The following is a 23,933-nucleotide window of genomic DNA, read 5'->3' as shown; positions in this document are numbered from 1 at the left end:
CCGTGCCTCTAAGCAAATCATCGGGTTAACGCAGCTTCCAGGCGCCAATTGGCCATTGGCTAGCATGCAGAGGACAGAATCCTTCAGAATCGACCATGCAACTTGCCCGATTTTTCCCACACTAAATGAAGATCTATCCCTAAGGAGCGCAGGAAATGGAATCAGCCCAGGACAACCAAGGCCGCATTCTGCTGGTGGATGACGAGTCCGCGATCCTGCGCACCTTCCGCTACTGCCTGGAAGACGAAGGCTACAGCGTGGCCACAGCCAACAGCGCCGCCCAGGCCGAAACGCTGTTGCAGCGCCAGGTGTTCGACCTTTGCTTCCTGGATTTACGCCTGGGCGAGGACAACGGCCTGGATGTACTGGCGCAGATGCGCATCCAGGCACCCTGGATGCGCGTGGTGATCGTGACCGCGCACTCGGCAATCGATACAGCGGTGGATGCCATCCAGGCCGGCGCCGCCGACTACCTGGTCAAGCCATGCAGCCCCGATCAGTTGCGCCTGGCCACCGCCAAGCAACTGGAAGTGCGCCAGCTTTCAGCACGCCTGGAGGCCCTGGAAGGCGAAATGCGCAAACCCAAGGACGGCCTGGACTCGCACAGCCCGGCCATGATGGCGGTGCTGGAAACTGCCCGCCAGGTCGCCACCACCGACGCCAATATCCTCATTCTTGGCGAGTCCGGTACGGGTAAAGGCGAGTTGGCCCGGGCCATCCATGGCTGGAGCAAACGTGCCCGCAAAGCCTGCGTGACCATCAACTGCCCGTCGCTGAACGCCGAGCTGATGGAAAGCGAACTGTTCGGCCACACCCGCGGCGCCTTTACCGGTGCCAGCGAAAGCACGTTGGGGCGGGTCAGCCAGGCTGATGGGGGTACGTTGTTCCTCGACGAGATCGGCGACTTCCCGCTGACCCTGCAACCCAAGTTGCTGCGGTTCATTCAGGACAAGGAATACGAGCGCGTGGGCGACCCCGTGACACGGCGTGCAGATGTACGCATCCTGGCCGCCACCAACCTCAACCTCGAAGAGATGGTGCGCGAAAGCCGCTTCCGCGAAGACCTGCTGTACCGCCTGAACGTCATCACCCTGCACCTGCCGCCCCTGCGCGAACGCAGTGAAGACATCCTGACCCTGGCCGACCGCTTCCTTGCCCGCTTCGTCAAGGAATACTCCCGCCCCGCCCGGGGCTTCAGCGACGAAGCGCGCGCCGCCCTGCTCAACTACCGCTGGCCCGGCAACATTCGCGAACTGCGTAACGTGGTAGAGCGGGCCAGTATCATCTGCCCGCAGGAGCGCGTGGAAATCAGCCACCTCGGGATGGGCGAACAGCCGGCTGGCAATGCCCCGCGCGTAGGTGCCGCGCTGAGCCTGGACGAGCTGGAGCGCGCCCACATCGGCGCGGTGCTGGCTGCCAGCGACACCCTCGACCAGGCCGCCAAAACCTTGGGCATCGACGCCTCCACCCTGTACCGCAAGCGCAAGCAGTACAACCTATGAAGTGGCCGCCCATGAAGCTGCGCACGCGGCTTTTCCTGAGTATCTCGGCACTGGTCACGGTGGCCTTGCTCGGGCTGCTGCTGGGCCTGGTCAGCGTGCTGCAGATGGCAACCGTGCAACAGCAGCTGGTGCGTGACACCACCCACGCCCTGGAAGTGGGGCTGAAGTTGCGGCAGAACCTTGGCGAACAGTTGACCCTGATCCTTGATGAAGGCACGGCCCCGGAAAACCTGCGGCTGCTGCAAGAAAACTTCCAGGCCTTGCTGAACCAGGGCCTGGAGCAAGGCGGAGAGCGCACCGGCTTCAGCAAGGCCGGCAGTAACTACCAGGCGTTCCTGCAAGCCTACCGTGACAGCCCCGCGCCCGCGCGTAGCATGGGTGTCGACCAACCCTTGGGGGCCGCCTTCAACCAGGTGCGTACCGACCTGATCGATTCCCACAAACAGGCGCTGGACCTCATCACCCGCAGCGAGGAATACAGCCGTGACCGCGCCCTGCTGGTCAGCGGCGTGCTCGGCCTGATGGGCCTGGTGGTGCTGGTGCTGGGCTTCATTACTGCACACAACATCGCCCGACGCTTTGGCCAACCGATCGAAGCCTTGGCCAAAGCAGCCGACCAGCTGGGCAAGGGCAACTTTGACGTCACCCTGCCAGTCACCCAGGCCACCGAGCTGAACCAGCTGACCCGCCGCTTTGGCCTCATGGCCGATGCCTTGCGCAAGCACCAGGCTACCAACGTCGACGAATTGCTGGCCGGGCAGCAGCGCCTGCAGGCCGTGCTCGACAGCATCGACGATGGCCTGCTGATCATCGACCGCCAGGGCCGCCTGGAACACCTCAACCCGGTGGCGCAGCGCCAGCTCGGCTGGAATGATAGCCGCGTGGGCAGCAGCCTGGCCGAAGCCCTGCGGCGGCCGGAGCTGGAGCAGCAGCTGCGTCAGGTGCTGCGCGGCGGCAATCTGGACCGCCCGCCGGAAGACCTGACCATGGAGGTGGATGAAGAAACGCGCCTGCTGACCTACAGCCTGACCCCGGTGAGCCACCCGCAAGGGCCGATTCTTGGCGCGGTGATGGTGCTGCACGATGTGACCGAGCAACGGGCCTTCGAACGCGTGCGCAGTGAGTTCGTGCTACGCGCGTCCCACGAACTGCGCACCCCGGTAACCGGCATGCACATGGCCTTCGGGCTGTTGCGCGAGCGGGTCAAGTTTCCGCCTGAGGCACGCGAGAATGACTTGCTGGAAACCATCGGCGAAGAAATGCAGCGGCTTACCCAGCTGATCAACGACCTGCTCAACTTCTCTCGTTACCAGAGCGGGCTGCAGAAACTCGACCTGGCCCCCTGTGCCATCGACGAATTGCTGGAGCGCGCACAACTGCGTTTTGCCGAGCAGGCGGCAAACAAGCAGGTTGAACTGGTCAAGGCACTTGAGCCACCGCTCCCGCGCATTCAGGCCGACGTTACGCAACTTGATCGGGTTCTGGACAACCTGCTGCACAACGCCATCCGCCATACCGCCAACGGCGGGCGTATCCGCCTGCATGCGCGGCGGCATGCCGAGCGGGTGATCATCAGCGTCGAGGACACAGGCGAAGGGATTGCCTATGGGCAGCAGGGGCGCATTTTCGAGCCGTTTGTGCAGGTAGGGCGCAAGAAGGGCGGTGCAGGGCTAGGATTGGCGCTGTGCAAGGAAATCGTGCAGCTGCATGGCGGGCGCATGGGCGTGTTTTCCCGGCCAGGGCAGGGGACACAGTTCTACATGGCGCTGCCGGTTTGAGTATCGCCTGTACCGGCCGCTTCGCGGGCGCAGGACTTCTCAATGTTCAACCCGGCGCGGCAGCTGCCCGCGGGTCACCAGCTCGGCAAACTGCCGGGCATTCAGCGGTCGGGCAAACAGCCAGCCCTGGCCGTAATTGACCCCTTCACTGTTCAGCAACACCGCTTGGTCCTCGCATTCGATGCCTTCGGCAATCACCCGCAGGTGCAGGTCATGGGCCATGCGAATGATATGCGGGGCTACCCCGCTGCTGGCGGCATCGTGGCCCAGCGCATCGATGAAGGCCTTGTCGATCTTCAGGCAGTCCACCGGCAGGGTTTGCAGATAGGCCAGGCTGCAATAGCCGGTACCGAAGTCGTCGATCAGCACCTGATGTCCCACCGCGCGTAGCGCCTGCAGGTTGTCACGAGCCACCACCACGTCGATCAAGCCGCGCTCGGTCACCTCGAACGCAATCTGGCTAGCGGCCACCCGGTGCAGGGCCAGCAGGCGTGCCGCCACCCGGCCAATACGCGGCACCATCACATCGCAGGCGGCCAGGTTCACCGATATGTACAGTTTGGGGTGCGAGCGCAGCAGCTGCCCCAGCTGTTCGAGGACGCGCTGCAAGACAAAATCCGTGATCTGGCGTATCTGCCCGGTGTTTTCCGCCAACGGGATAAACAGGTCCGGGCTGGTCAGCGTGCCATCCGGACGACGCCAGCGCACCAGGGCCTCGGCGCCTACACAGCGCCGTGTGTCGAGTTCGAAGATCGGCTGGTAGAGCACCTGCAGCTCTCCACGGCGCAAGGCATTCTGCAACTCCGAACTCATCGACCGCCGTTGCAGGATCAACTGCAGCACCAGCCAGCCGATGCAGCAGGCAGCCAACACGCTGCCAGGGAACAGCAGCCAGAGCATGCCATTCATTCTCAACGGCAAGCTGGCCCGTGGGGCAATCAGCACCAATTGGTAATCCGGCGACTTGGTGGGCATGCGGTAGATCAGCCGGTCACTGAGTTCGAGCAACGACTTGTGGCTGGTCGACCAGGCCGAGGGCGGCGGCCACACCTGTGGCGGGCCGAGCACGGGTATGGCCCGGGCACCGTTGTCCAGCACCACCACCAGGCTGCCGCCCGGTGGCAGGTCGACCACGTCGGTCAGGTGCCCACGCGAGGTGGAGACCACGAACTTGCCCCGGCCCAGCATCAACGCAGCCAGGTTCTCGTTCGGCTCGGTCGTGGTGTTCAACCAGTAGCTGTAGGTCGGCCCCTGGATGTCGGGTGCCCGCAAAGGCTCGAACGCCCGCTCATCGCCACGGTTGGAGCAGGCGACGTCACCATCCACATAGGCCGCTTCATAGATGAACCGCGAACTCAGGCCAACCTGCTGCAACGCCGCCAACATCGCCGGGCTGCAGCCACGCAGGGGCTGGGCCTGCAGCAGGTCGACCCCTTCGCGCAACTGGCCGAATACCTGCTCGAGGCGGTCGAGAAAACGCTCGCCCTGGGCGTTCATCTGTTCGCTCTCGCTTTGCTTCATCTGCTGCAGGGCAATGCCGATGCTGGCAGTAAGCAAAAGTGCTGCGCTGGCCAATGCTGCCAAGGTGGCCAGCATCCAGGGACGGTAAAAAAATTGGCGCAGCGTAGAAATGAGAGCTGACATCGAAGGCATCCAGTTGATTACCAAGGTATAGCAACTGGATCAAAAATCATCCTCGCCGTTTAGCGCCTCGCTGCAGGCTCAACGCATCCGGTTGAGCACCTGCAGCATCGCCGCCGTCTGCGCATCGGGCATGCCGTCGAAACGCTGCGGACGGAAGCGCATCTGGAACGCAGCAATCACATGGCGGGTGGCGACATCCAGCACCCCGGTCTGCTCGACTTGATAGCCAAACCGCGCCAGTTCCTGCTGGTACCAGCCAACGCTTGGCGGGTTGACGCTGAAGTAGGCCTGTTGGCGTGCCACGGCATTGGCATCAGGCCAGATACCCAGCCCCGCATCGGCCAGGCGCTTCCACGGGAACAGCGGGCCCGGGTCCAGCTTGCGTGATGGTGCGATATCACTGTGGCCAATGATGTGCCGGGGCTCGATGTTGTTACGTTTGACGATGTCCTTGAGCAGCGCGATCAGCGACTGGACCTGTGCTTCGCTATAAGGGTGCCAGACGCGGCCATTCGGCGTGTCGGTGAAACCCGGGTTGACGATCTCGATCCCGATGGACGACGAGTTCAGCCAGGTGCGCCCCTGCCACTGGCTGTCGCCGGCATGCCAGGCACGACGGTTTTCATCCACCAGTTGATACACCGTGGCCGGGCCGTCGCCGATCAGGTAATGGCTGCTGACCTCACCCTGGGTAAGCAACGCCAGGGAGCGCTCCAGGGAGGCATTGGTGTAATGCAGTACAACGAACTGGATGCGGTTGTCCTGGTTGGCCGAGGGGTGGCTGCGGTCGATGCGCAACCCCGTCGAACATCCGGCAACAGACAACAGCAAAAAGGAAATCAGCGTTTTTTTAAGCGTGGAAAGCACGTCAGTGGCCTCAGCAAATGAGCGCTACAGTATAACGTGCTCCCCATGGCCGCGCTTACCGTGGGTCAGTGTCAGCAAACGCTAGCTCTGCTCGACGCGGTTACGTCCCAGCTCCTTGGCCCGGTACAGCGCCGCATCGGCGCGTTTGAGCACCTGGTCGCCACGCTCGCCAGAGCGAAACGCCCCCAGGCCGATAGAAGTGGTGATCACCACCCGCTCGCCCTTGAAGTGGAACGGGCAGGCCTCTACGGTGGCGCGCAGTACTTCCGCCACTTGGGCCGCTGCTGCGGGTGACGTCTGCGGCAGCAACAGGACAAACTCCTCGCCCCCGAAACGGGCAATGAAGTCACGACCACGCAGGCGTTTGCGCAGCTGGTCAGCAACAATCTTGAGGACCTTGTCCCCGGCCAGGTGCCCATAGCTATCGTTTATGCGCTTGAAGTGGTCCAGGTCGAGAATCGCCATGGCCAGATGGCCGCCGGCCTCTTGCCATTCGAGTATTTCGCGTTCTACCCGCTCGCTCCAGGCCGCACGATTGGGCAAGCCGGTGAGCGGGTCGAGCAGGGCTTTCTGCCGTTGCTCTTCCAGGTGTTCACGGTAGCCAAGCGCTTCATGCTCCATGTTCGCCACCCGCTCCGACAGGCCTTGCAGGCGGCCAGCCAGCTCCTGCTCGCGGCGATCACGCTCGAGCTTGTGCTCGTCCATGGTGACCAACAGGCCTTCCAGCCGGTTTTCCAGGATGTGCTTGAGGCTGTCCACATCGGCGGCGCCTTGCACACTGCTTTGCAAACCGTCGACGTGCTCGCGCAGCTGGGTATCCAGTTCGCGGGCAGCGCTGCTGTTGTCGGCATGGCCGGCGCTGGCCTCCTGCAGGTGGCTCTGGAAACCTTCCAGGCGTTCGTTGAGCTGTTGCAGGTAGGTTTCGAATTCGTGCTGGCCGCTGTCGGTTATTGCCAGCATCAGTACAGCGAGGTCATCCAGCACCGGGATCAGCTCGTACCAGTTCAGGCCGCGGGCAACCCGCTCGCGCATTTCCAGCGCCTGGGCCTTGTGCCGCTCGGGCAGGCTGAGGTCGTCAAGCAGGCCGATCAGGGTCTGCTCGATGTGCGCGGCAACCTGGCTGTAGGGTGGCTCGACGGCATAGGGCAGGGCATAGGGGCCGTCTTCGCCGAACGTCTCTTCGAGCGTGGGTGCCGGTTGTGCTGCAGCCACGGGTTCGCTGGCGGCCGCCTCGGGCTCGAGCACTTCATCCGGCAGCGGTTGCTGGACGGTAGGTGTTTCAGCCGTTTCGATCAGCGCCGGGCCCTGTAGCTCCGGCTCGGGTTCGGCCGCTGCGCTCGCTTCGGGGACAAGCGCCGGCAACGGTTGCAGCGCATCCACATCGTCGGGCTGCGGGGCTTCGAGAGGGGGCTGCGCAACCTGAGGCGGCGCTTCGGCAGCAGACACTGCCACCGGCTCAGGTACTGGCTCGCCTTGCGGGTCATCCTCGCGGCTACCGAACAAGCGCTGCAAGAACCCAGGCCGGGCTTCATCCTCCGGTTTACCAAGCGCCGACAGGGCACGGCCCTGCAAGCCACTCAACTCGCCCAGCAGCGGCGGCAGATCGCGGGACTGGGCAACGCCACCATCGAGCTTCTTCGCCAGTTTTTTCAGCGGACGCGAGATATCGCTGGGCAGCGACAGGCCTTGCAATTGGCCAACCAGCGCGGCGAGCGCATCGCTGACCTGGTTCATGCGGGTTTCACGGCGCTGTTCGGAGTCCAGCACCGCCTTTTCAAGGCGCGGGATCAAACCGGCGAGGCCGGCGTCCATGTTGTCGCTGCGGATGACTTCGCGCATTTCCTTCATGCACGCGTCCACCACCTTGTCACTGCCTTCTGCAGCCAGGCTGCTGCGCACCAGGCCACGACGAAGCAGGTCGAGACGGGCGTCCCACCGGCGTTCGAGCTTTTCTTGCTGCTCGATGCTTTTAAGGTATTTTTCTTTCCAGCGCTCAGCGTCTTCAGTCATGCCCGGGTCCGCAAACGGTGATGGCAATTAGCTCAAGACCGGCAGCGTATCCACAGTCAATGCATCAGGCAATCGAATCTCGACTGCAACGGGAAGGTGGTCGGAAATTGGCCGCGCCAGCACCTCGACACGCTCCAGCGTGAGGCTTGGGCTGAGCAGGATATGGTCCAGGCAACGCTGTGGTCGCCAGCTGGGGAAGGTGGCCTCGACTTGCGGGGCAATCAGGCCCAGGTCGCGCAGCGGCGAGTGCTCCAGCAGGTCGGTGGCATGGGTGTTCATGTCGCCCATCAGCACCTGATGACGATAACCGCCAATCAGCTCGCGGATATAACCCAGTTGCAGGGCACGCGTCTTGGCGCCGAGCGCCAGGTGCATCATCACCACGATCAACGCATCCTCGCCCTCACCAAAACGCACCAGGATCGCCCCACGGCCGGCCGGGCCTGGCAACGGGTGGTCTTCGAGCAACTGCGGCTTCAGGCGGCTGAGCACGCCATTGCTGTGCTGGGCGAAACGCCCGAGGTTGCGGTTGAGTTGCTGGTACCAGTAGGGGAAGGCCCCCAATTGAGCCAGGTGCTCGACCTGGTTGATGTAGCCCGAGCGCAGGCTGCCACCATCGGCTTCCTGCAAGGCCACCAGGTCGAAGTCGCCCAGCAGTTCGCCGATTTTCTGCAGGTTGCCGGCCCGACCGTTGTGCGGCAGCAAGTGCTGCCAGCTGCGGGTCAGGTAATGCCGGTAGCGCTCGGTGCTGATGCCGACCTGAATATTGAAACTGAGCAGCCGCAGCCGACCATCCTCGGGCAGGCCAGAGGCCTGCAGGTGATGCTCATTGACCTGCGGCTGGTGCAGGCCAATGCCACGCGTGGCTCGGAAGCGGGGCATGGGTTACGCCGCTTACTTAGCGGCGCGCTCCTTGGCGATCAGTTGGTCGGCAACGTTCAGCACGCCTTCCGGCCCGCCAGCGGTGCCCAGGTCGAAGCGGTACTTGCCGTTGACTACCATGCTCGGTACACCGGTGATTTCGTACTTTTTCGCCAACTCTTTGGCCTGGTTGACCTGGCCCTTGATGGCGAACGAGTTGAAGGTGGCGAGGAACTTGTCCTTGTCCACGCCTTGGGTGGCGAGGAAGTCGGCCATGTCGTTAGGGTCGGTCAGGCGCTTGCGCTGGTTCTGGATGGCATCGAACACCGCCGCGTGAACCTTGTGCTCGACGCCCATGGCTTCAAGGGTGAGGAACATCTGGCCGTGTGCGTCCCATGGGCCGCCGAACATGGCCGGTACGCGCTTGAAGTTGACGTCCTTGGGCAGTTTTTCGACCCATGGGTTGATGACCGGTTCGAAGTGGTAGCAATGTGGGCAGCCGTACCAGAACAGCTCGACCACTTCGACTTTGCCAGGCACGGAAACCGGAACAGGGTTGCTCAGCTCGATGTATTCCTTGCCGGCGACAGGCTCGGCGGCCTGGACGGCTGTCATACCGAACACGCTGGCGGCGACCAGCGCAGCGCTGAGAATCAGTTTACGCATGCTTTACTCCTGAGCAGTCATGGGTCGCCACGACGCGACCTGCACTAGGACAGGCCGGGAAGGGCTCGAGTTCTGTAGTGTAACGGCTGCGGACTGAAAAAAGGGCGGCCCGGCCGCCCTTTCATCATTGGCCTACAACATTAACTGAAAGTTAATGCAGGCCCTGGATGTAGCTGGCCAACGCTTCGATGTCGTGGTTGCTCAGCTTGCCGGCGATGGTGCGCATGGTCATCGCATCGCCATCGTTGGTGCGGTTGCCTTCGCGGAAGTCCGTGAGCTGCTTGGTCACGTACTGCGAATGCTGCCCACCCAGGTGCGGGAAGCCAGCCAGGGCGATGCCCGCGCCATTCGGCGAGTGGCAGCCTGTGCAGGCCGGCATGCCTTTTTCCAGGTCGCCGCCGTTGAACAGCGCACGGCCACGCTCGACCAGCTTGGGATCGGCGGCCCCCACGCTGCCTTTCTGGCTGGCGAAGTAGGCGGCAATGTCAGCCAGGTCCTGGTCGCTGAACGCGGCCAGCATGCCGGTCATTTCCAGCACGGTGCGCTTGCCCGACTTGATGTCGTGCAGTTGTTTTTCCAGGTAACGCTGGCCCTGGCCGGCCAATTTGGGGAAGTTCGGTGCCAGGCTGTTGCCGTCGGGGTTGTGGCAGGCGCCACAAACGGCCGTCTTGGCCTGGCCGGCGGCGGCATCGCCTTTGATAGGTTGCGCAGCAGTGGCCGCACCTGCGACACCCAGGGTCAACAGCAGACTCACGACTAGTTTGTTCATCAGCTAATCCAACACGGCTAAGGGTGAAATGTTATGTATCGGGACTGCCGCTCATCCAAAGGATGACCAAACGGTAGTCCTCGGCACTGCAGTCCATGCACAATCCACGCGGCGGCATAGCCTTGAAACCCTGGGTCACGTGCTTCACCAGTACCTCCATGCCTTGCGCCAGCCTTGGCTCCCATGCTGCCCGGTCACCCCGTCTGGGTGCCTGTGGCAACTGCCCGGTGTGACAGGCCGCACACGTGCGGTTGTACAACACCTCGGGATCCTGTGTAGCCTGTGCGCTGAAAACCGGCAGGAACATACCGACAGCAAGCAGCCATTTCGCCATGCGGAACGACCTTCAGGGTTGGGGGCCGCGCTGCGTTCTGTTGCGCGAGCTATTGTTCGACACCCCATGCTCCTTCCCCTTCGCTGGGAGAATGAGCACACAAAAACTGGGGCATTATATACTTCCGCCATCCAAACGGAAACGACACCGCTTGCCAGGCTCGGGCCTTCAGAGTCAGGCAACACCCACATCGGATATCCCATGCAAGTCAAGAACCCCATCCTCGGCCTCTGCCAGAAAGCCAAATTCGCCCTCAGCGCTGCCAAGGTCGAACAATGCCCGGACGACCAGGGTTACGAGGTGGCTTTTGCCGGCCGCTCCAACGCCGGCAAATCCAGCGCCCTCAACACCCTGACCCATGCCAGCCTGGCGCGTACCTCGAAAACCCCCGGGCGCACCCAGCTGTTGAATTTCTTCAGTCTGGACGATGAACGGCGTTTGGTCGACCTGCCGGGCTACGGTTATGCAAAAGTGCCGATTCCGCTCAAGCAGCACTGGCAGAAACACCTGGAAGCCTACCTGGGTAGCCGGGAATGCCTGCGTGGCGTGATCCTGATGATGGACGTGCGCCACCCGATGACCGACTTCGACAAGATGATGCTCGACTGGGCCAAGGCCAGCCGCATGCCCATGCACATCCTGCTGACCAAGGCTGACAAACTGACCCACGGCGCGGGCAAGAACACCTTGCTAAAAGTGCAGTCGGAAATCCGCAAGGGCTGGGGCGATGGCGTGACCATCCAGCTGTTCTCGGCGCCCAAGCGCCTGGGCGTGGACGACGCCTACCGGGTGCTGGCGGACTGGATGGAGCTGGAAGACAAGCCGGTAGCCTGAAGGCTGCACCGCGCTCTATGTAGGAGCGGCCTTGTGTCGCGATGGGCTGCAAAGCAGCCCCGGCAATCTATGCGCCAGCGCTGAAATCCTGGGGCTGCTACGCAGCCCATCGCGACACAAGGCCGCTCCTACAAGGACCGCACAGACCAGAAATTCCGGGCAAAAAAAACCCCGGACTTCGTATGGGGAGGGGGAAGTTCGGGGTCCAAGTCCGGACCGCTAGGGCGGGGTCCAGATATCTGCCAACACTTAACACAACATAGGAGCATCGAAGGGCTTCACCAGCCATTCAGTTACTCTGAGTTCCGCTTCACCGGTTTAGTTCCAAAGCCCTGAAAACTATTTGCGATAGTTTCATGAAACTTCAGCACCAATGGCACTGAGCGGTGCCAGGATCCGCGTCACTACGTCGCAGATCCTACACAGCTTTCCCCGCTCAATCAGTGAGCTTCGTCCCAATTCGCGCCAATTCCTGCTTCCACCAGCAGCGGCACATCCAGTTCCGCCGCCTTGCTCATGTGCTGGCGAATTTCATCTTTCACCTGCTGAACCAGGTCTTCACGCACCTCAAGTACCAGTTCGTCGTGTACCTGCAGGATCACCCGGGCATCCAGCCCGCTCTCGCTCAGCCAGTTGTCCACATTGACCATGGCCCGCTTGATGATGTCAGCCGCCGTGCCCTGCATCGGCGCGTTGATCGCCGTGCGCTCGGCGCCTTTGCGCAGGGCCGGGTTCTTGGCGTTGATGTCCGGCAGGTACAAGCGGCGGCCGAACAGGGTTTCGACAAAGCCTTGCTCGGCGGCCTGGGCGCGGGTGCGCTCCATGTAGGCCAACACGCCCGGGTAGCGGGCGAAGTAGCGGTCGATGTAGTCCTGCGACTGTTTGCGGTCGACACCGATCTGCTTGGCCAGACCGAAGGCGCTCATGCCATAGATCAGGCCGAAGTTGATGGCCTTGGCCTTGCGGCGTTGGTCAGTGGTGACGTCCTCCAGGGCGACGCCGAATACTTCCGCCGCGGTGGCACGGTGCACGTCCAGGTCATTGCGGAAGGCATGCAGCAAGCCTTCGTCCTTGGCCAGGTGGGCCATGATGCGCAGCTCGATCTGCGAATAGTCCGCCGCCAACAGCTTGTAGCCCGGGCTGGCGATGAAGGCCTGGCGGATGCGGCGGCCTTCGGCAGTGCGGATCGGGATATTCTGCAGGTTAGGATCGCTCGACGACAGCCGGCCAGTCGCCGCCACCGCCTGCTGGTAGGAGGTATGGATACGCCCGGTACGCGGGTTGATCTGGCCCGGCAGCTTGTCGGTGTAGGTGCTCTTGAGCTTGCTCAGGCTGCGGTACTGCATCAGCACCTCAGGCAGCGGGTAGCCTTGCTCGGCCAGCTCGTCGAGCACGGCTTCGGCGGTGGACGGCTGGCCTTTGGCAGTCTTGCTCAGCACCGGCATGCCCAGCTTGTCGTAAAGGATCGAACCCAGTTGCTTGGGCGAACCGAGGTTGAATTCCTCGCCAGCCAGCTCGTAGGCACGTTGCTCCAGGTCGGCCATCTTCACGCCCAGTTCACCGCTCTGTACCTGCAGCAGCGCGGCATCGACCAGCGCACCCTGGCGCTCGATCTTGGCCAGCACCGGCACCAGCGGCATTTCGATGTCCATCAGCACCGGCTGCACGCTCGGCGTCTGCGCCAGACGCGCTTGCAGTGCGTGATGCAGGCGCAGGGTGATGTCGGCATCTTCGGCGGCATACGGGCCGGCCTTGTCCAGGTGGATCTGGTTGAAGGTGAGCTGCTTGGCGCCCTTGCCGGCGATGTCCTCGAAAGCGATGGTGGTGTGGTCGAGGTACTTCTGCGCCAGGTTGTCCATGTCGTGGCGGGTAGCCGTGGAGTTCAGCACATACGACTCGAGCATGGTGTCGTACGCCACGCCGCGCATGTCGATGGCAGGCGAGCCGTTGGCCAGGATGTTGATGTCGTACTTGGCGTTCTGCCCGACCTTGGCCTTGGCCGGGTCCTCCAGCAGCGGCTTCAGCGCCAGCAGCACGGCCTCGCGGTCCAGCTGGGCCGGCGCGCCTTCATAGTCGTGGGTCAAGGGCACATAGGCAGCTTCATGCGGTTCGACGGCGAACGACAGGCCGACGATCTGCGCCTGCTGGGCGTCCAGGCCGGTAGTCTCGGTGTCGAAGGCGAACAGCGGCGCCTGACGCAGCTTCTCCAGCCAGGCGTCGAAACGGGCCTGGTCGAGAATGGTTTCGTACTTGGGCTCGACCTTGGCGGCAGGCTCCTCGACCGGCGCCACGTCAGCACCGGCCTTGGCCGCGTCACGCTGCACCTCGGCGACCCAGCTCTTGAACTCCATCTCGGTGTACAGCGCCAGCAGCGCTTCACGGTCTGGCTCGCCACACACCAGTGCATCCACTTCGACATCCAGCGGCACGTCAACCTTGATGGTGGCCAGCTCATAGGACAGGAACGCCGCATCGCGGTGCTCTTCCAGCTTGGCGGGCAAGGTCTTGGCGCCACGAATGGCCAGCGTCGGAACCTTGTCCAGATTGGCGTACAAATCGCTCAGGCCACCACCGATGCCGGTCAGCAGGCCCACCGCGGTTTTTTCGCCCACGCCCGGTACGCCGGGAATGTTGTCGACCTTGTCGCCCATCAGGGCCAGGAAGTCGATGATGTGTTCCGGGCCGACGCCAAATTTCTCATGCACGCCAGCCACGTCCATCACGCTTCCGGTCATGGTGTTGACCAAGGTAATGTGCCCGTCCACCAGCTGCGCCATGTCTTTGTCACCGGTCGAGATGATCACCGGGCGCCCTTGGGCGGCGCTGCTGCGGGCCAGGGTGCCGATGACGTCGTCAGCCTCGACACCCTCGACGCACAGCAACGGGTAGCCCAGCGCCCTCACGCTGGCATGCAGCGGCTCGACCTGCACCCGCAGGTCGTCCGGCATGCTGGGGCGGTTGGCCTTGTACTCGGCGAACATGGCATCGCGGAAAGTGCCGCCTTTTGCGTCGAACACCACCGCGAACAGGCTGTCGGGGTATTGCCTGCGCAGGCTCTTGAGCATGTTCAGCACACCCTTCACCGCACCGGTCGGCATGCCCTTGGACGTGGTCAGCGGCGGCAGCGCGTGGAAGGCGCGGTACAGGTAGGAGGAACCGTCCACCAGGACGAGGGGCGCTTGGCTCATGAGCAGAATCAACCTTTTCGACGGGTCCGGCGCTAGAATAGCCAGAATCATTGACGACAAAGGGACTAGGTTATCATGCGTACACTCAATCGCCTGTTACTGCTCGGCCTGTTGGCAACCATGCCTGTCGTTACCCTGGCGGCGGACGACGCCCCCTCGGCCGATCCCGAGGTGACCATTCGCACGGAAGGCGACAAAACCATCCAGGAATACCGGCAGAACGGCTTCCTGTATGCGATCAAGATCACGCCGAAAAACGGCAAGCCTTATTTCCTGGTACGCGCCGATGGCTCTGATGGCAATTTCATTCGTTCCGACCAGCCGGACATGCTGATTCCGTCCTGGAAGATCTTCGAGTGGTAATCTGACGCGCACCGTTCACATCAACCCGGCACTTCCCGGCGGAAGTGCCCGTATGGGCAATTTTTCATCATGTCAGTCTTCACCCCCGTGACCCGGCCTGAGCTGGAAACCTTTCTGGCGCCGTACGAGCTGGGCCGTCTGCTCGACTTCCAGGGCATTGCCGCCGGCACCGAGAACAGCAATTTCTTCGTCAGCCTCGAACAGGGGGAGTTCGTCCTGACGCTGATCGAGCGTGGGCCGAGCGAAGACATGCCGTTCTTCATCGAACTGCTCGACACCCTGCACGCTGCCGACATGCCGGTGCCCTATGCCATTCGTGACCGCGACGGCAACGGCCTGCGCGAGCTGTGCGGAAAGCCGGCGCTGCTGCAACCACGGTTGTCGGGCAAGCACATCAAAGCGCCGAACAACCAGCACTGCGCCCAGGTCGGCGAGCTGCTGGCGCACATCCACCTGGCCACCCGCGAGCACATCATCGAGCGCCGCACCGACCGAGGCCTGGACTGGATGCTGGCCTCGGGTGCCGAGCTGCTGCCACGCCTGACTGCCGGGCAAGCCGCGCTGCTGCAGCCGGCGCTGGACGAAATCACCGCGCACAAGGCGCAGATCCTGGCCTTGCCACGGGCCAACCTGCATGCCGACCTGTTCCGCGACAACGTGATGTTCGAAGGCACCCACCTGACCGGTGTGATCGACTTCTACAACGCCTGCTCGGGGCCGATGCTGTATGACATCGCCATTACCGTGAATGACTGGTGTCTGGATGAGAAGGGTGCAGTGGATATACCGCGTGCCCAGGCGCTGCTGGCGGCCTATGCGGCGCTGCGGCCGTTCACGGCGGCCGAGGCCGAGCTGTGGCCGGAGATGTTGCGGGTAGGGTGTGTGCGCTTCTGGCTGTCGCGCCTGATTGCGGCGGAATCGTTTGCCGGGATGGATGTGATGATCCATGACCCGAGCGAGTTCGAGGTGCGTCTGGCGCAGCGCCAGCAGGTGGCTTTGCACCTGCCGTTCGCTCTCTAGACCGCGTCTGCTTCTTCGCGAGCAAGCTCGCTCCTACAGGTACAGCGACAGCCCTAGCGGTTTGCGCTATCCCTGTAGGAGCGAGCTTGCTCGCGAAAGGCCGGAACAGGCTTACAACTGCTCCAGACACCCAGCCAGGTCACCGCCCAGCTTCTCCAGCAAGCGCTCATAGCCCTTGCCATCCACCGGGTCGGTCCCACCCAGTGCATCCAACTCGGCCAGGCGCACCGGCAGCCCTGCGGTTAGAGTCTCGGCCAAGCGCGGCCGCAGCGGCGGTTCGCTGAACACACAGGTTTTACCCACCTCCTGCAAGCGCTTGCGCATGGCAGCAACATGTTGCGCGCCCGGCTGCACCTCGGAGGCCACGCTGAACACGCCCGTGTGTTTCAGGCCGTACTCGGCCTCGAAGTAATCGAACGCTTCGTGGAACACGAAGTACGGCTTGTCGGCAATACCGGCCACCCGCGCCTTGATTCGCCCATCCAGCGCATCCAGGCGCTCATCGAACGCCTTGAGGTTGCTCTGGTAGCGGGCAGCGTTGGCCGGGTCTACCTGAGCCAGGTCAGCAGCCATTTTCGCCGCGATTACCCGCGCATTGACCGACGACAGCCACAAATGTGCATCCAGGCTGCCCGGGCGGTGATCGTGGTCATGGTCGTCGTGATCCTCTTCCTCATGGGAATGGCTGTCCTCGCCAAAATGACGCAACTTCATGCCCGTCAGCGACTGCACGGCCACCGTGGACTTGCTGCGGCTGCCCAGCACCCGTGGCAGGAAGTTCTCCATGTCCGGGCCGATCCAGTACAGCAAGTCGGCATCGCCTACCCGCCGCACGTCGGAAGGGCGCAGCGCGTAGTGGTGGGGTGAGGCACCTGGCGGCAACAGCACGTCAGGGCTGCCAACGCCATCCTGCACAGCGGCAGCAATCTGCTGCAGGGGCTTGATACTGGTGAGCACACGCACATCGGCCTGAGCGGAAAATGCGATGAAAGCGACAAACAGAGCTAGGAATCGGGACACGGTGGATACTCGAGTCGTCAGAAACAGGTAACATAATAACGTCTCCATCCAGAACCGTCGCTGCCCATGTCCATCACGCCGCTGGCCAACCGTCCTCACGATCACTCCCATTGCGTACACAGCGCACTGGCTGAAGCCGACGCCTTGTGCACCCGCCAGGGCCTGCGCCTGACCGCGCTGCGCCGCCGTGTGCTGGAACTGGTGTGGCAAAGCCACAAGCCGCTGGGCGCCTACGACATCCTCGCCGTGCTCAGCGAGCAGGACGGCCGCCGCGCCGCCCCGCCTACGGTGTACCGCGCGCTGGACTTCCTGCTGGAAAACGGCCTGGTACACCGTATTGCCTCGCTCAACGCCTTCATCGGCTGCAGCCACCCCGAGCATGTGCACCAGGGCCAGTTCCTGATCTGCCGCGAATGCCATGTGGCCATCGAGCTGGAACAGAGCAGCATCAGCGAGGCCATCATCAACAGCGCCAAGGGCGTGGGCTTCACGGTCGAGACCCAGACCGTGGAAGTGGTCGGCCTGTGCGGCAACTGCCGGAGCGCGGCATGAGCGATGCGCTGATCCGCCTGGAACAGGTGGGCGTTACCTTTGGCGGCGAGGCGGTACTCGACAGCATCGACTTGTCGGTCGCACCGGGCCAGATCGTCACCCTGATCGGCCCCAACGGCGCAGGCAAGACCACCCTGGTGCGTGCCGTGCTCGGGTTGCTCAAGCCCCATCGCGGCAAGGTGTGGCGCAAACCGAAACTGCGCATTGGCTACATGCCGCAGAAGATTCAGGTCGATGCCACACTCCCGCTTTCAGTGCTGCGCTTCCTGCGCCTGGTGCCCGGCGTAGACCGCGCGGCAGCCTTGTCGGCGTTGCAGGAAGTGGGCGCCGAGCAGGTCATCGACAGCCCGATCCAGACCATTTCCGGCGGCGAAATGCAGCGCGTGCTGCTGGCCCGTGCCCTGCTGCGCGAACCCCAACTGCTGGTGCTCGACGAGCCGGTGCAGGGCGTGGACGTGGTCGGCCAGACCGAGCTGTACAACCTCATCACCCGCCTGCGCGACCGCCACGGCTGCGGCGTGCTGATGGTGTCCCACGACCTGCACCTGGTGATGAGCGCCACCGACCAGGTGGTGTGCCTGAACCGCCACGTATGCTGCTCGGGCCACCCGGAGCAAGTCAGCAACGACCCGGCCTTCGTCGAACTGTTCGGCCAGAACGCCCCGAGCCTGGCCGTTTACCACCACCATCACGACCACAGCCACGACCTGCACGGCTCGGTCGTCGCCCCCGGCACCCATGTTCACGGAGAGCACTGCAAGCATGGCTGATTTTCTTCTTTACGCCTTGCTTGCGGGTTTGTCCCTGGCAGTAGTTGCGGGCCCACTCGGCTCTTTCGTGGTGTGGCGGCGCATGGCGTATTTCGGCGATACCCTGTCCCACGCCGCGCTGCTGGGCGTGGCAATGGGTTTCGTGCTGGACGTAAGCCCGGCCTTGGCGGTAACCGTGGGCTGCCTGCTGCTGGCGATCCTGCTGGTGACCCTGCAGCAACGCCAACCGCTGGCCTCCGACACCCTGCTCGGCATCCTCGCCCCCAGCACTCTGTCGCTGGGCCTGGTGGTGCTGAGCTTCATGCACGATGTGCGCATCGACCTGATGGCCTACCTGTTCGGCGACCTGCTGGCCATCAGCACCACCGACCTGGCCTGGATCCTCGGCGGCAGTGCGCTGGTATTGTTGCTGCTGGCTGCGCTGTGGCGGCCGCTGCTGGCCGTCACCGTGCACGAGGAACTGGCCATGGTCGAAGGCCTGCCCGTTGCCGGCCTGCGCATGGCATTGATGCTGCTGATTGCAGTGGTGATTGCCGTCGCGATGAAGATCGTCGGTGTCTTGCTGATCACCTCGCTGCTGATCATCCCCGCCGCTGCGGCGCAACGTCACGCCCGCTCCCCCGAGCAGATGGCCCTGGGCGCCAGCCTGCTCGGCGTTACCGCCGTCTGCGGTGGCCTGGCCATGTCGTGGTTCAAGGACACACCCGCCGGCCCGTCGATCGTGGTCTGCGCGGCGGTGCTATTCTTGCTGAGCCTGGCCCTGCCAAAACGCTGAAAGACAGGGCGTGTGATGGCACGCCTTGCAACCTTTTGCCGGGTAAAGGGTCTGTAAGACCTGTTTTCGAGCGTGCGCACCTGGGTGTAGACTTGCTCGCTTTTTGCGCAAATAGAGAGTCGCAGGAATGAAGCCGTTCGCCTCCCGTTATCTGCTTGTTGCCGCGTTTTCCCTGTTCCTGGCTGCCTGTTCCAGCGTGCCGGTCGAACAGGCCGCCGTACCTGCCCAAGCCGATGCCTGGCAGCAGTTGCAACAAAACATCGCCAGCAATGAGCTGGCCACCGCCGAAGACCAGCTGGCAGCCCTGCAGGCCCAGTCGCCTGACGACGCGCGTCTGGAGCAGTACCAGCGCCAGTTGGCCGAGGCCTACCTGCAACGCAGTCAGATCGTCCTGCAAAAGGGCGATGTGAACGCAGCAGCTACCGCGTTGGCCCGTGCCCGCGCGCTGATGCCGCAGGCACCGGCAGTGACCGGTGGCGATCCCCTGTCCCAGGCACGCAAGGCCGAGCTGGAGAAGGCAGAGGCTGCCTTGAAAGCTGCTGAAGCGAAGCCCAGGGCACGCATCATCGACCCGACAGCGCCAAGCACGGTGGTGGCCTTGAAGACCACCGACAGCCGCGCCATGCGCCGCCAGCTCGATGACATTGCTGCCGATGTGGTGAGCTATGACTGCGAAGTGGTCTTCCAGGTGCCGCGTACTGACGATGCCCCTTGGCTGAAGACCTTGCTGGAGAAACGCGTGCGCAAGATCGACAGTGGTTTCGAGCTGAAGCAGAAGCATGAGATTCAGCGTTCGCTACCGGCGCAGGTGGTTCTGGTACCGCATCAGCGCTGAAAACGCTGGGGGCGCTGTGCGCCCCTTTCGCGACACAAGGCCGCTCAATCTACTGTAGGAGCGGCCTTGTGTCGCGATGGGCTGCAAAGCAGCCCCTTAGGCCGGCACAGCTTCCGCAGCCGCCTCCCGCTCCCACACCCGATGGCCTTCAACCGCTTTGACAAAGGCATCCACCACCTTCTGTTCATCCCCCAGCAGCAACCCCTTGTCTTCCTTCAACCCAAGGCCCTTCGCCAACTCTTTGGTCAACACCATGGGCTTGAGGTGCTTGTAACCCTCCAGCAGAAAATGTTTGGCCAGCCCGCTAGCCACCAAGGCATCCGTCGAAGCCTTACCTGATGGCACGACAACCCCGTCGAACATGATCGAAGGCATCCCTTCCATCGACGCGTCCACCGAAAGCTGCTTGCCATCCGCGGCTTTCACTGGCGCCGACGTTGGCCCCAGCAACATCAGCCTTGCACTCACAGCCTCCAGTGCCTTGACCAGCCTGTCGACGCTCGCCGCATCCACGCCATCGGCCACCAGCAGCGCGATCTTGCGCCCTTTGATACCCACGTCACCGGGGTGATTCATCTGGCTCAACGCCTTTGACTGCGCGGGCTTGCTGCCTTTCACCTTGACCATCCCGCGCTTGGGTGCCGGCAACCCAAGATTGCCCGCCACCGCCGCCGCCAACGCCAGGTCGATATTCGCCAGGATCTCATTCACCACACGCTCGCGAATGGTTTCACGCTCCACCTTGCCCAGCTCAAAGCTGTAAGCCTTGATGATGTGCTGCTGTTCAGTCGCGCTCATGCTCTGGAAGAACAGCCGCGCCTGCGAGAAGTGGTCGCCAAACGACGCACTGCGCTGGCGGATCTTGTGCGCATCGATACGCTCCTGGTAACTCTCGAAACCGCCATCCTGCGCCGCAGGCGGTGTTTCCTTCGGCCAACCGCCGTCGATGGAGTTGGGCTCGTACGAAGCACGGCCCTTGTCGATGGTCATACGATGCATGGCATCGCGCTGGCTGCTGTGGTTGGGCGCCACCGGACGGTTGATCGGGATTTCATGGAAGTTCGGCCCGCCCAGACGGCTGATCTGCGTATCGGTGTAGGAGAACAACCGGCCCTGCAGCAGCGGGTCGTTGGTAAAGTCGATGCCTGGCACGATATGCCCCGGGCAGAACGCCACCTGTTCGGTTTCGGCGAAAAAGTTGTCCGGGTTGCGGTTGAGCACCATCTTGCCCAACAACGTCACCGGCACCAGCTCCTCCGGGATGAGCTTGGTCGGGTCGAGCAAGTCGAAATCGTACTTGTGTTCATCGGCCTCGGGCACGATCTGCACGCCCAGTTCCCATTCGGGGTAATCACCCGACTCGATGGCCTCCCACAGGTCGCGGCGGTGATAGTCAGCATCCTTGCCCGCCAGTTTCTGCGCCTCGTCCCACAACACCGAATGCACACCCTCGCGCGGCTTCCAGTGGAACTTGACGAAACTGGCCACGCCTTCGGCGTTGATCAGGCGGAAGGTGTGCACGCCAAACCCTTCCATCATCCGCAGGCTGCGCGGGATGGCGCGGTCGGACATGGCCCAGATCACCATGTGCGCCGACTCGGGCACCAAGGATACGAAATCCCAGAAGGTGTCGTGAGCCGAGCCACCGGTGGGCATTTCGTTGTGCGGCTCAGGCTTCACCGCGTGCACGAAGTCGGGGAACTTGATGGCGTCCTGGATGAAGAACACCGGCATGTTGTTGCCAACCAGGTCGAAATTGCCCTCGTCGGTATAGAACTTGACGGCAAAGCCGCGTACATCGCGCACCGTATCACCCGAGCCACGCGGCCCCTGAACGGTGGAAAAGCGCACGAACACCGGGGTGATCTTGTCCGGGTCTTGCAGGAAACCGGCTTTGGTCAGATCCGCATGGTTGCCATAACTCTGAAAGTAGCCGTGCGCTCCGGTACCACGGGCATGCACGATACGCTCCGGGATGCGCTCATGGTCAAAGTGGGTGATCTTCTCGCGCATGATGAAGTCTTCGAGCAGCGACGGCCCGCGTGCGCCAGCCTTGAGGCTGTTCTGGTTGTCGGCAATTTTCACCCCTTGGTTGGTACGCAGGGCCTGCCCGGTGGCATCGCTGCGGAAGGTTTCCAGGCTCTGCAACTTGGCATTGGTATTGGCCCGGTCCGGGGTCTGGGTGCCAGCGGCTTCACTCTGCTTGGGCGCGTCCGTTTTCTTGCTGGGCATGGTCGGCTCTCCTCATCAGTCGTCAGGCGTGCCCGTTTCGGGCTTGTTCAACTAGTGACTGGGAGGCTTTGCCGAGCGTTCAATCAGGATTACCGGTTGTCGCGATATGCCCGATGGATTGGTGCATTACGAAATAAATGCTAAGAACAGCTATGGGAAAAGGCTAAAATGCGCGACCCCAGCTAACCGCTGACCCAAATTTCATGCGCCCCACAAGGTTCGCTACGTGATCGAGTTCCAACAGGTACATAAAACCTACCGCGTTGCCGGTAGGGAAATCCCCGCACTGAATCCGACCAGCCTGACCATCGAAGATGGCCAGGTGTTCGGCCTGATCGGCCATTCCGGCGCCGGCAAAAGCACCATGCTGCGCCTGATCAACCGCCTGGAAGAGCCTTCCGGCGGCAAGATCATCGTCGACGGTGAAGACGTCACCGCGTTCAACGCCAGCCAGCTGCGCGGCTTCCGCCAGCAGGTCGGGATGATTTTCCAGCACTTCAACCTGCTGGCCTCCAAGACCGTCGCCGACAACGTCGCCCTGCCACTGACCCTGGCCGGTGAGTTGTCGCGCAGCGAAATCGACAAGCGCGTGACCGAGCTGCTGGCCCGCGTGGGCCTTTCGGACCACGCCAAGAAGTACCCGGCGCAGTTGTCGGGTGGCCAGAAGCAGCGCGTCGGCATCGCCCGCGCATTGTCCACCAACCCGAAGATCCTGCTGTGCGACGAGGCCACCAGTGCCCTCGACCCGCAAACCACGGCTTCGGTCCTGCAATTGCTGGCCGAGATCAACCGTGAGCTGAAGCTGACCATCGTGCTGATCACCCATGAAATGGACGTGATCCGCCGTGTCTGCGACCGCGTGGCAGTGATGGACGCTGGCCAGATCGTCGAGCAAGGCTCGGTGGCCGATGTGTTCCTGCACCCGCAGCACCCCACCACCAAGCGCTTTGTCCAGGAAGACGAGCAGGTCGACGAAGGCGAGCAGCGCGACGACTTCGCCCACGTACCGGGCCGCATCGTGCGCCTGACCTTCCAGGGCGACGCCACCTACGCGCCGCTGCTGGGCACCGTGGCCCGCGAAACCGGTGTGGACTACAGCATCCTCGCCGGGCGTATCGACCGCATCAAGGATGTCCCCTATGGCCAGCTCACCCTCGCCCTGATCGGCGGTGACATGGAAGCGGCGTTCGCCCGCTTCAAGGCAGCTGACGTACATATGGAGGTACTGCGTTGATGGACGCCCTGAATTTCTTTGCCAACGTTGACTGGGCCGAAATCTGGCTGGCCACCGTCGACACCATGATCATGCTGTTCGGCTCGCTGTTCTTCACCGTGCTGCTGGGCCTGCCTCTGGGCGTGCTGCTGTTCCTCTGCGGGCCTAAGCAGATGTTCGAGCAAAAGGGCGTCTATGCGCTGCTGTCGCTGGTGGTGAACATCCTGCGTTCGCTGCCGTTCATCATCCTGCTGATCGTGATGATCCCGTTCACCGTGCTGATCACCGGCACCTCGCTGGGCGTTGCCGGCGCCATTCCGCCGCTGGTGGTAGGTGCCACTCCGTTCTTCGCGCGTCTGGTGGAAACTGCCCTGCGTGAAGTGGACCGCGGCATCATCGAAGCCACCCAGTCGATGGGCGCCACCACCCGCCAGATCATCACCAGCGCGCTGCTGCCGGAAGCCCGCCCGGGCATCTTCGCGGCCATCACCGTAACGGCCATCACCCTGGTGTCGTACACCGCCATGGCCGGCGTGGTCGGTGCAGGCGGCCTGGGCGACCTGGCCATCCGCTTCGGTTACCAGCGCTTCCAGACCGATGTGATGGTGGTGACCGTGGTACTGCTGCTGGTACTGGTTCAAGTACTGCAGAGCGTGGGCGACAAACTGGTCGTGCATTTTTCCCGTAAGTAACCCCAATG

The 23,933-nt window shown here is 62.9% G+C and carries 20 protein-coding genes and 1 pseudogene; 11 read left to right on the top strand and 10 right to left on the bottom strand.

Annotated features, from left to right (window positions below):
- The first annotated feature begins 155 nt into the window (after window positions 1–155).
- Window positions 156–1,502 carry a sigma-54-dependent response regulator transcription factor AlgB gene (algB, locus tag QQ992_RS00435; RefSeq protein WP_286111911.1) on the top strand — a complete coding sequence of 449 codons (1,347 nt, stop codon included), beginning with the start codon at window positions 156–158 and terminating at the stop codon, window positions 1,500–1,502.
- A complete protein-coding gene (locus tag QQ992_RS00430) occupies window positions 1,499–3,280 on the top strand; it encodes a KinB sensor domain-containing domain (protein ID WP_119368404.1) in 1,782 nt (593 codons plus the stop codon). Before algB ends, QQ992_RS00430 begins: the two co-directional genes overlap by 4 nt.
- Before the next feature lie 39 nt (window positions 3,281–3,319).
- Here QQ992_RS00430 and QQ992_RS00425 read toward each other — a convergent pair whose 3' ends face one another.
- The 7 genes and pseudogenes from QQ992_RS00425 to QQ992_RS00395 all read right to left on the bottom strand — a co-directional run bounded on the left by QQ992_RS00425 (window position 3,320) and on the right by QQ992_RS00395 (window position 10,431).
- Window positions 3,320–4,924, bottom strand: a complete 1,605-nt coding sequence (locus QQ992_RS00425) for an EAL domain-containing protein (protein ID WP_105947060.1) — start codon at window positions 4,922–4,924, stop codon at window positions 3,320–3,322.
- 78 nt (window positions 4,925–5,002) lie between these two features.
- Window positions 5,003–5,791, bottom strand: a complete 789-nt coding sequence (locus tag QQ992_RS00420) for an N-acetylmuramoyl-L-alanine amidase (protein WP_105947061.1) — start codon at window positions 5,789–5,791, stop codon at window positions 5,003–5,005.
- Between the two features lie 81 nt (window positions 5,792–5,872).
- The gene (locus QQ992_RS00415) at window positions 5,873–7,801 is read right to left on the bottom strand and encodes a GGDEF domain-containing protein (protein WP_286111910.1); all 1,929 of its coding nucleotides are present in this window, start codon (window positions 7,799–7,801) and stop codon (window positions 5,873–5,875) included.
- Window positions 7,802–7,828: 27 nt separating this feature from the next.
- Window positions 7,829–8,661 (bottom strand): annotated as a pseudogene (locus QQ992_RS00410) (endonuclease/exonuclease/phosphatase family protein).
- A 34-nt stretch (window positions 8,662–8,695) separates the two neighbouring features.
- On the bottom strand, window positions 8,696–9,328 hold the full coding sequence (gene dsbA / locus QQ992_RS00405) for a thiol:disulfide interchange protein DsbA (RefSeq protein WP_105947064.1): 633 nt from the start codon (window positions 9,326–9,328) through the stop codon (window positions 8,696–8,698).
- A 151-nt stretch (window positions 9,329–9,479) separates the two neighbouring features.
- Entirely contained in the window at window positions 9,480–10,097 is a 618-nt protein-coding gene (locus QQ992_RS00400) for a c-type cytochrome (protein ID WP_016712846.1), read from the bottom strand.
- 31 nt (window positions 10,098–10,128) lie between these two features.
- Window positions 10,129–10,431 carry a c-type cytochrome gene (locus QQ992_RS00395; protein ID WP_016712845.1) on the bottom strand — a complete coding sequence of 101 codons (303 nt, stop codon included), beginning with the start codon at window positions 10,429–10,431 and terminating at the stop codon, window positions 10,129–10,131.
- A 201-nt stretch (window positions 10,432–10,632) separates the two neighbouring features.
- Between QQ992_RS00395 and yihA the strand changes: the two genes are divergently transcribed.
- A complete protein-coding gene (yihA, locus tag QQ992_RS00390; RefSeq protein ID WP_286111909.1) occupies window positions 10,633–11,265 on the top strand; it encodes a ribosome biogenesis GTP-binding protein YihA/YsxC in 633 nt (210 codons plus the stop codon).
- A 440-nt stretch (window positions 11,266–11,705) separates the two neighbouring features.
- On the opposite strand, the gene polA is transcribed toward yihA, so the two are convergent.
- Window positions 11,706–14,453: a DNA polymerase I gene (gene polA, locus QQ992_RS00385; RefSeq protein ID WP_286111908.1), complete on the bottom strand. Its 2,748-nt coding sequence runs from the start codon at window positions 14,451–14,453 to the stop codon at window positions 11,706–11,708.
- Window positions 14,454–14,528: 75 nt separating this feature from the next.
- Here polA and QQ992_RS00380 point away from each other — a divergent pair, with 75 nt between their 5' ends.
- Together QQ992_RS00380 and QQ992_RS00375 are read left to right on the top strand one after the other, a co-directional pair.
- Complete coding sequence (locus tag QQ992_RS00380) at window positions 14,529–14,816, top strand: DUF2782 domain-containing protein (protein ID WP_013970316.1); 288 nt, start codon at window positions 14,529–14,531, stop codon at window positions 14,814–14,816.
- A 69-nt stretch (window positions 14,817–14,885) separates the two neighbouring features.
- Window positions 14,886–15,836 (top strand): homoserine kinase, encoded by a 951-nt coding sequence (locus tag QQ992_RS00375; RefSeq protein ID WP_286111907.1) that lies wholly within the window; start codon window positions 14,886–14,888, stop codon window positions 15,834–15,836.
- Between the two features lie 111 nt (window positions 15,837–15,947).
- Here the strand turns inward: QQ992_RS00375 and QQ992_RS00370 are convergent, their stop codons facing one another.
- Complete coding sequence (locus QQ992_RS00370) at window positions 15,948–16,904, bottom strand: zinc ABC transporter substrate-binding protein (protein ID WP_286111906.1); 957 nt, start codon at window positions 16,902–16,904, stop codon at window positions 15,948–15,950.
- Between the two features lie 18 nt (window positions 16,905–16,922).
- Here QQ992_RS00370 and zur point away from each other — a divergent pair, with 18 nt between their 5' ends.
- The 4 genes from zur to QQ992_RS00350 all read left to right on the top strand — a co-directional run bounded on the left by zur (window position 16,923) and on the right by QQ992_RS00350 (window position 19,788).
- On the top strand, window positions 16,923–17,408 hold the full coding sequence (zur, locus tag QQ992_RS00365) for a zinc uptake transcriptional repressor Zur (RefSeq protein WP_105947068.1): 486 nt from the start codon (window positions 16,923–16,925) through the stop codon (window positions 17,406–17,408).
- Window positions 17,405–18,178, top strand: a complete 774-nt coding sequence (gene znuC, locus QQ992_RS00360) for a zinc ABC transporter ATP-binding protein ZnuC (protein WP_016712841.1) — start codon at window positions 17,405–17,407, stop codon at window positions 18,176–18,178. The genes zur and znuC overlap by 4 nt, the downstream gene beginning before the upstream one ends.
- On the top strand, window positions 18,171–18,953 hold the full coding sequence (gene znuB, locus QQ992_RS00355; protein WP_274081509.1) for a zinc ABC transporter permease subunit ZnuB: 783 nt from the start codon (window positions 18,171–18,173) through the stop codon (window positions 18,951–18,953). The genes znuC and znuB overlap by 8 nt, the downstream gene beginning before the upstream one ends.
- 127 nt (window positions 18,954–19,080) lie before the next feature.
- Window positions 19,081–19,788 (top strand): PA5502 family lipoprotein, encoded by a 708-nt coding sequence (locus QQ992_RS00350; protein ID WP_286111903.1) that lies wholly within the window; start codon window positions 19,081–19,083, stop codon window positions 19,786–19,788.
- A 96-nt stretch (window positions 19,789–19,884) separates the two neighbouring features.
- Here the strand turns inward: QQ992_RS00350 and katE are convergent, their stop codons facing one another.
- Window positions 19,885–22,020, bottom strand: coding sequence for a catalase HPII (gene katE, locus QQ992_RS00345; RefSeq protein ID WP_286111901.1), 2,136 nt, complete (start codon window positions 22,018–22,020; stop codon window positions 19,885–19,887).
- A 226-nt stretch (window positions 22,021–22,246) separates the two neighbouring features.
- Here katE and QQ992_RS00340 point away from each other — a divergent pair, with 226 nt between their 5' ends.
- Both QQ992_RS00340 and QQ992_RS00335 read left to right on the top strand, forming a co-directional pair.
- Window positions 22,247–23,254, top strand: a complete 1,008-nt coding sequence (locus QQ992_RS00340; protein ID WP_286111900.1) for a methionine ABC transporter ATP-binding protein — start codon at window positions 22,247–22,249, stop codon at window positions 23,252–23,254.
- A complete protein-coding gene (locus tag QQ992_RS00335) occupies window positions 23,254–23,925 on the top strand; it encodes a methionine ABC transporter permease (RefSeq protein WP_010951513.1) in 672 nt (223 codons plus the stop codon). Before QQ992_RS00340 ends, QQ992_RS00335 begins: the two co-directional genes overlap by 1 nt.
- The last annotated feature ends 8 nt before the right edge of the window (window positions 23,926–23,933 follow it).

It is taken from the genome of Pseudomonas kurunegalensis (assembly GCF_030291635.1).
GTDB classification, from domain to species: domain Bacteria; phylum Pseudomonadota; class Gammaproteobacteria; order Pseudomonadales; family Pseudomonadaceae; genus Aquipseudomonas; species Aquipseudomonas monteilii.
This window is presented reverse-complemented; position numbering and strand designations above follow the sequence as displayed.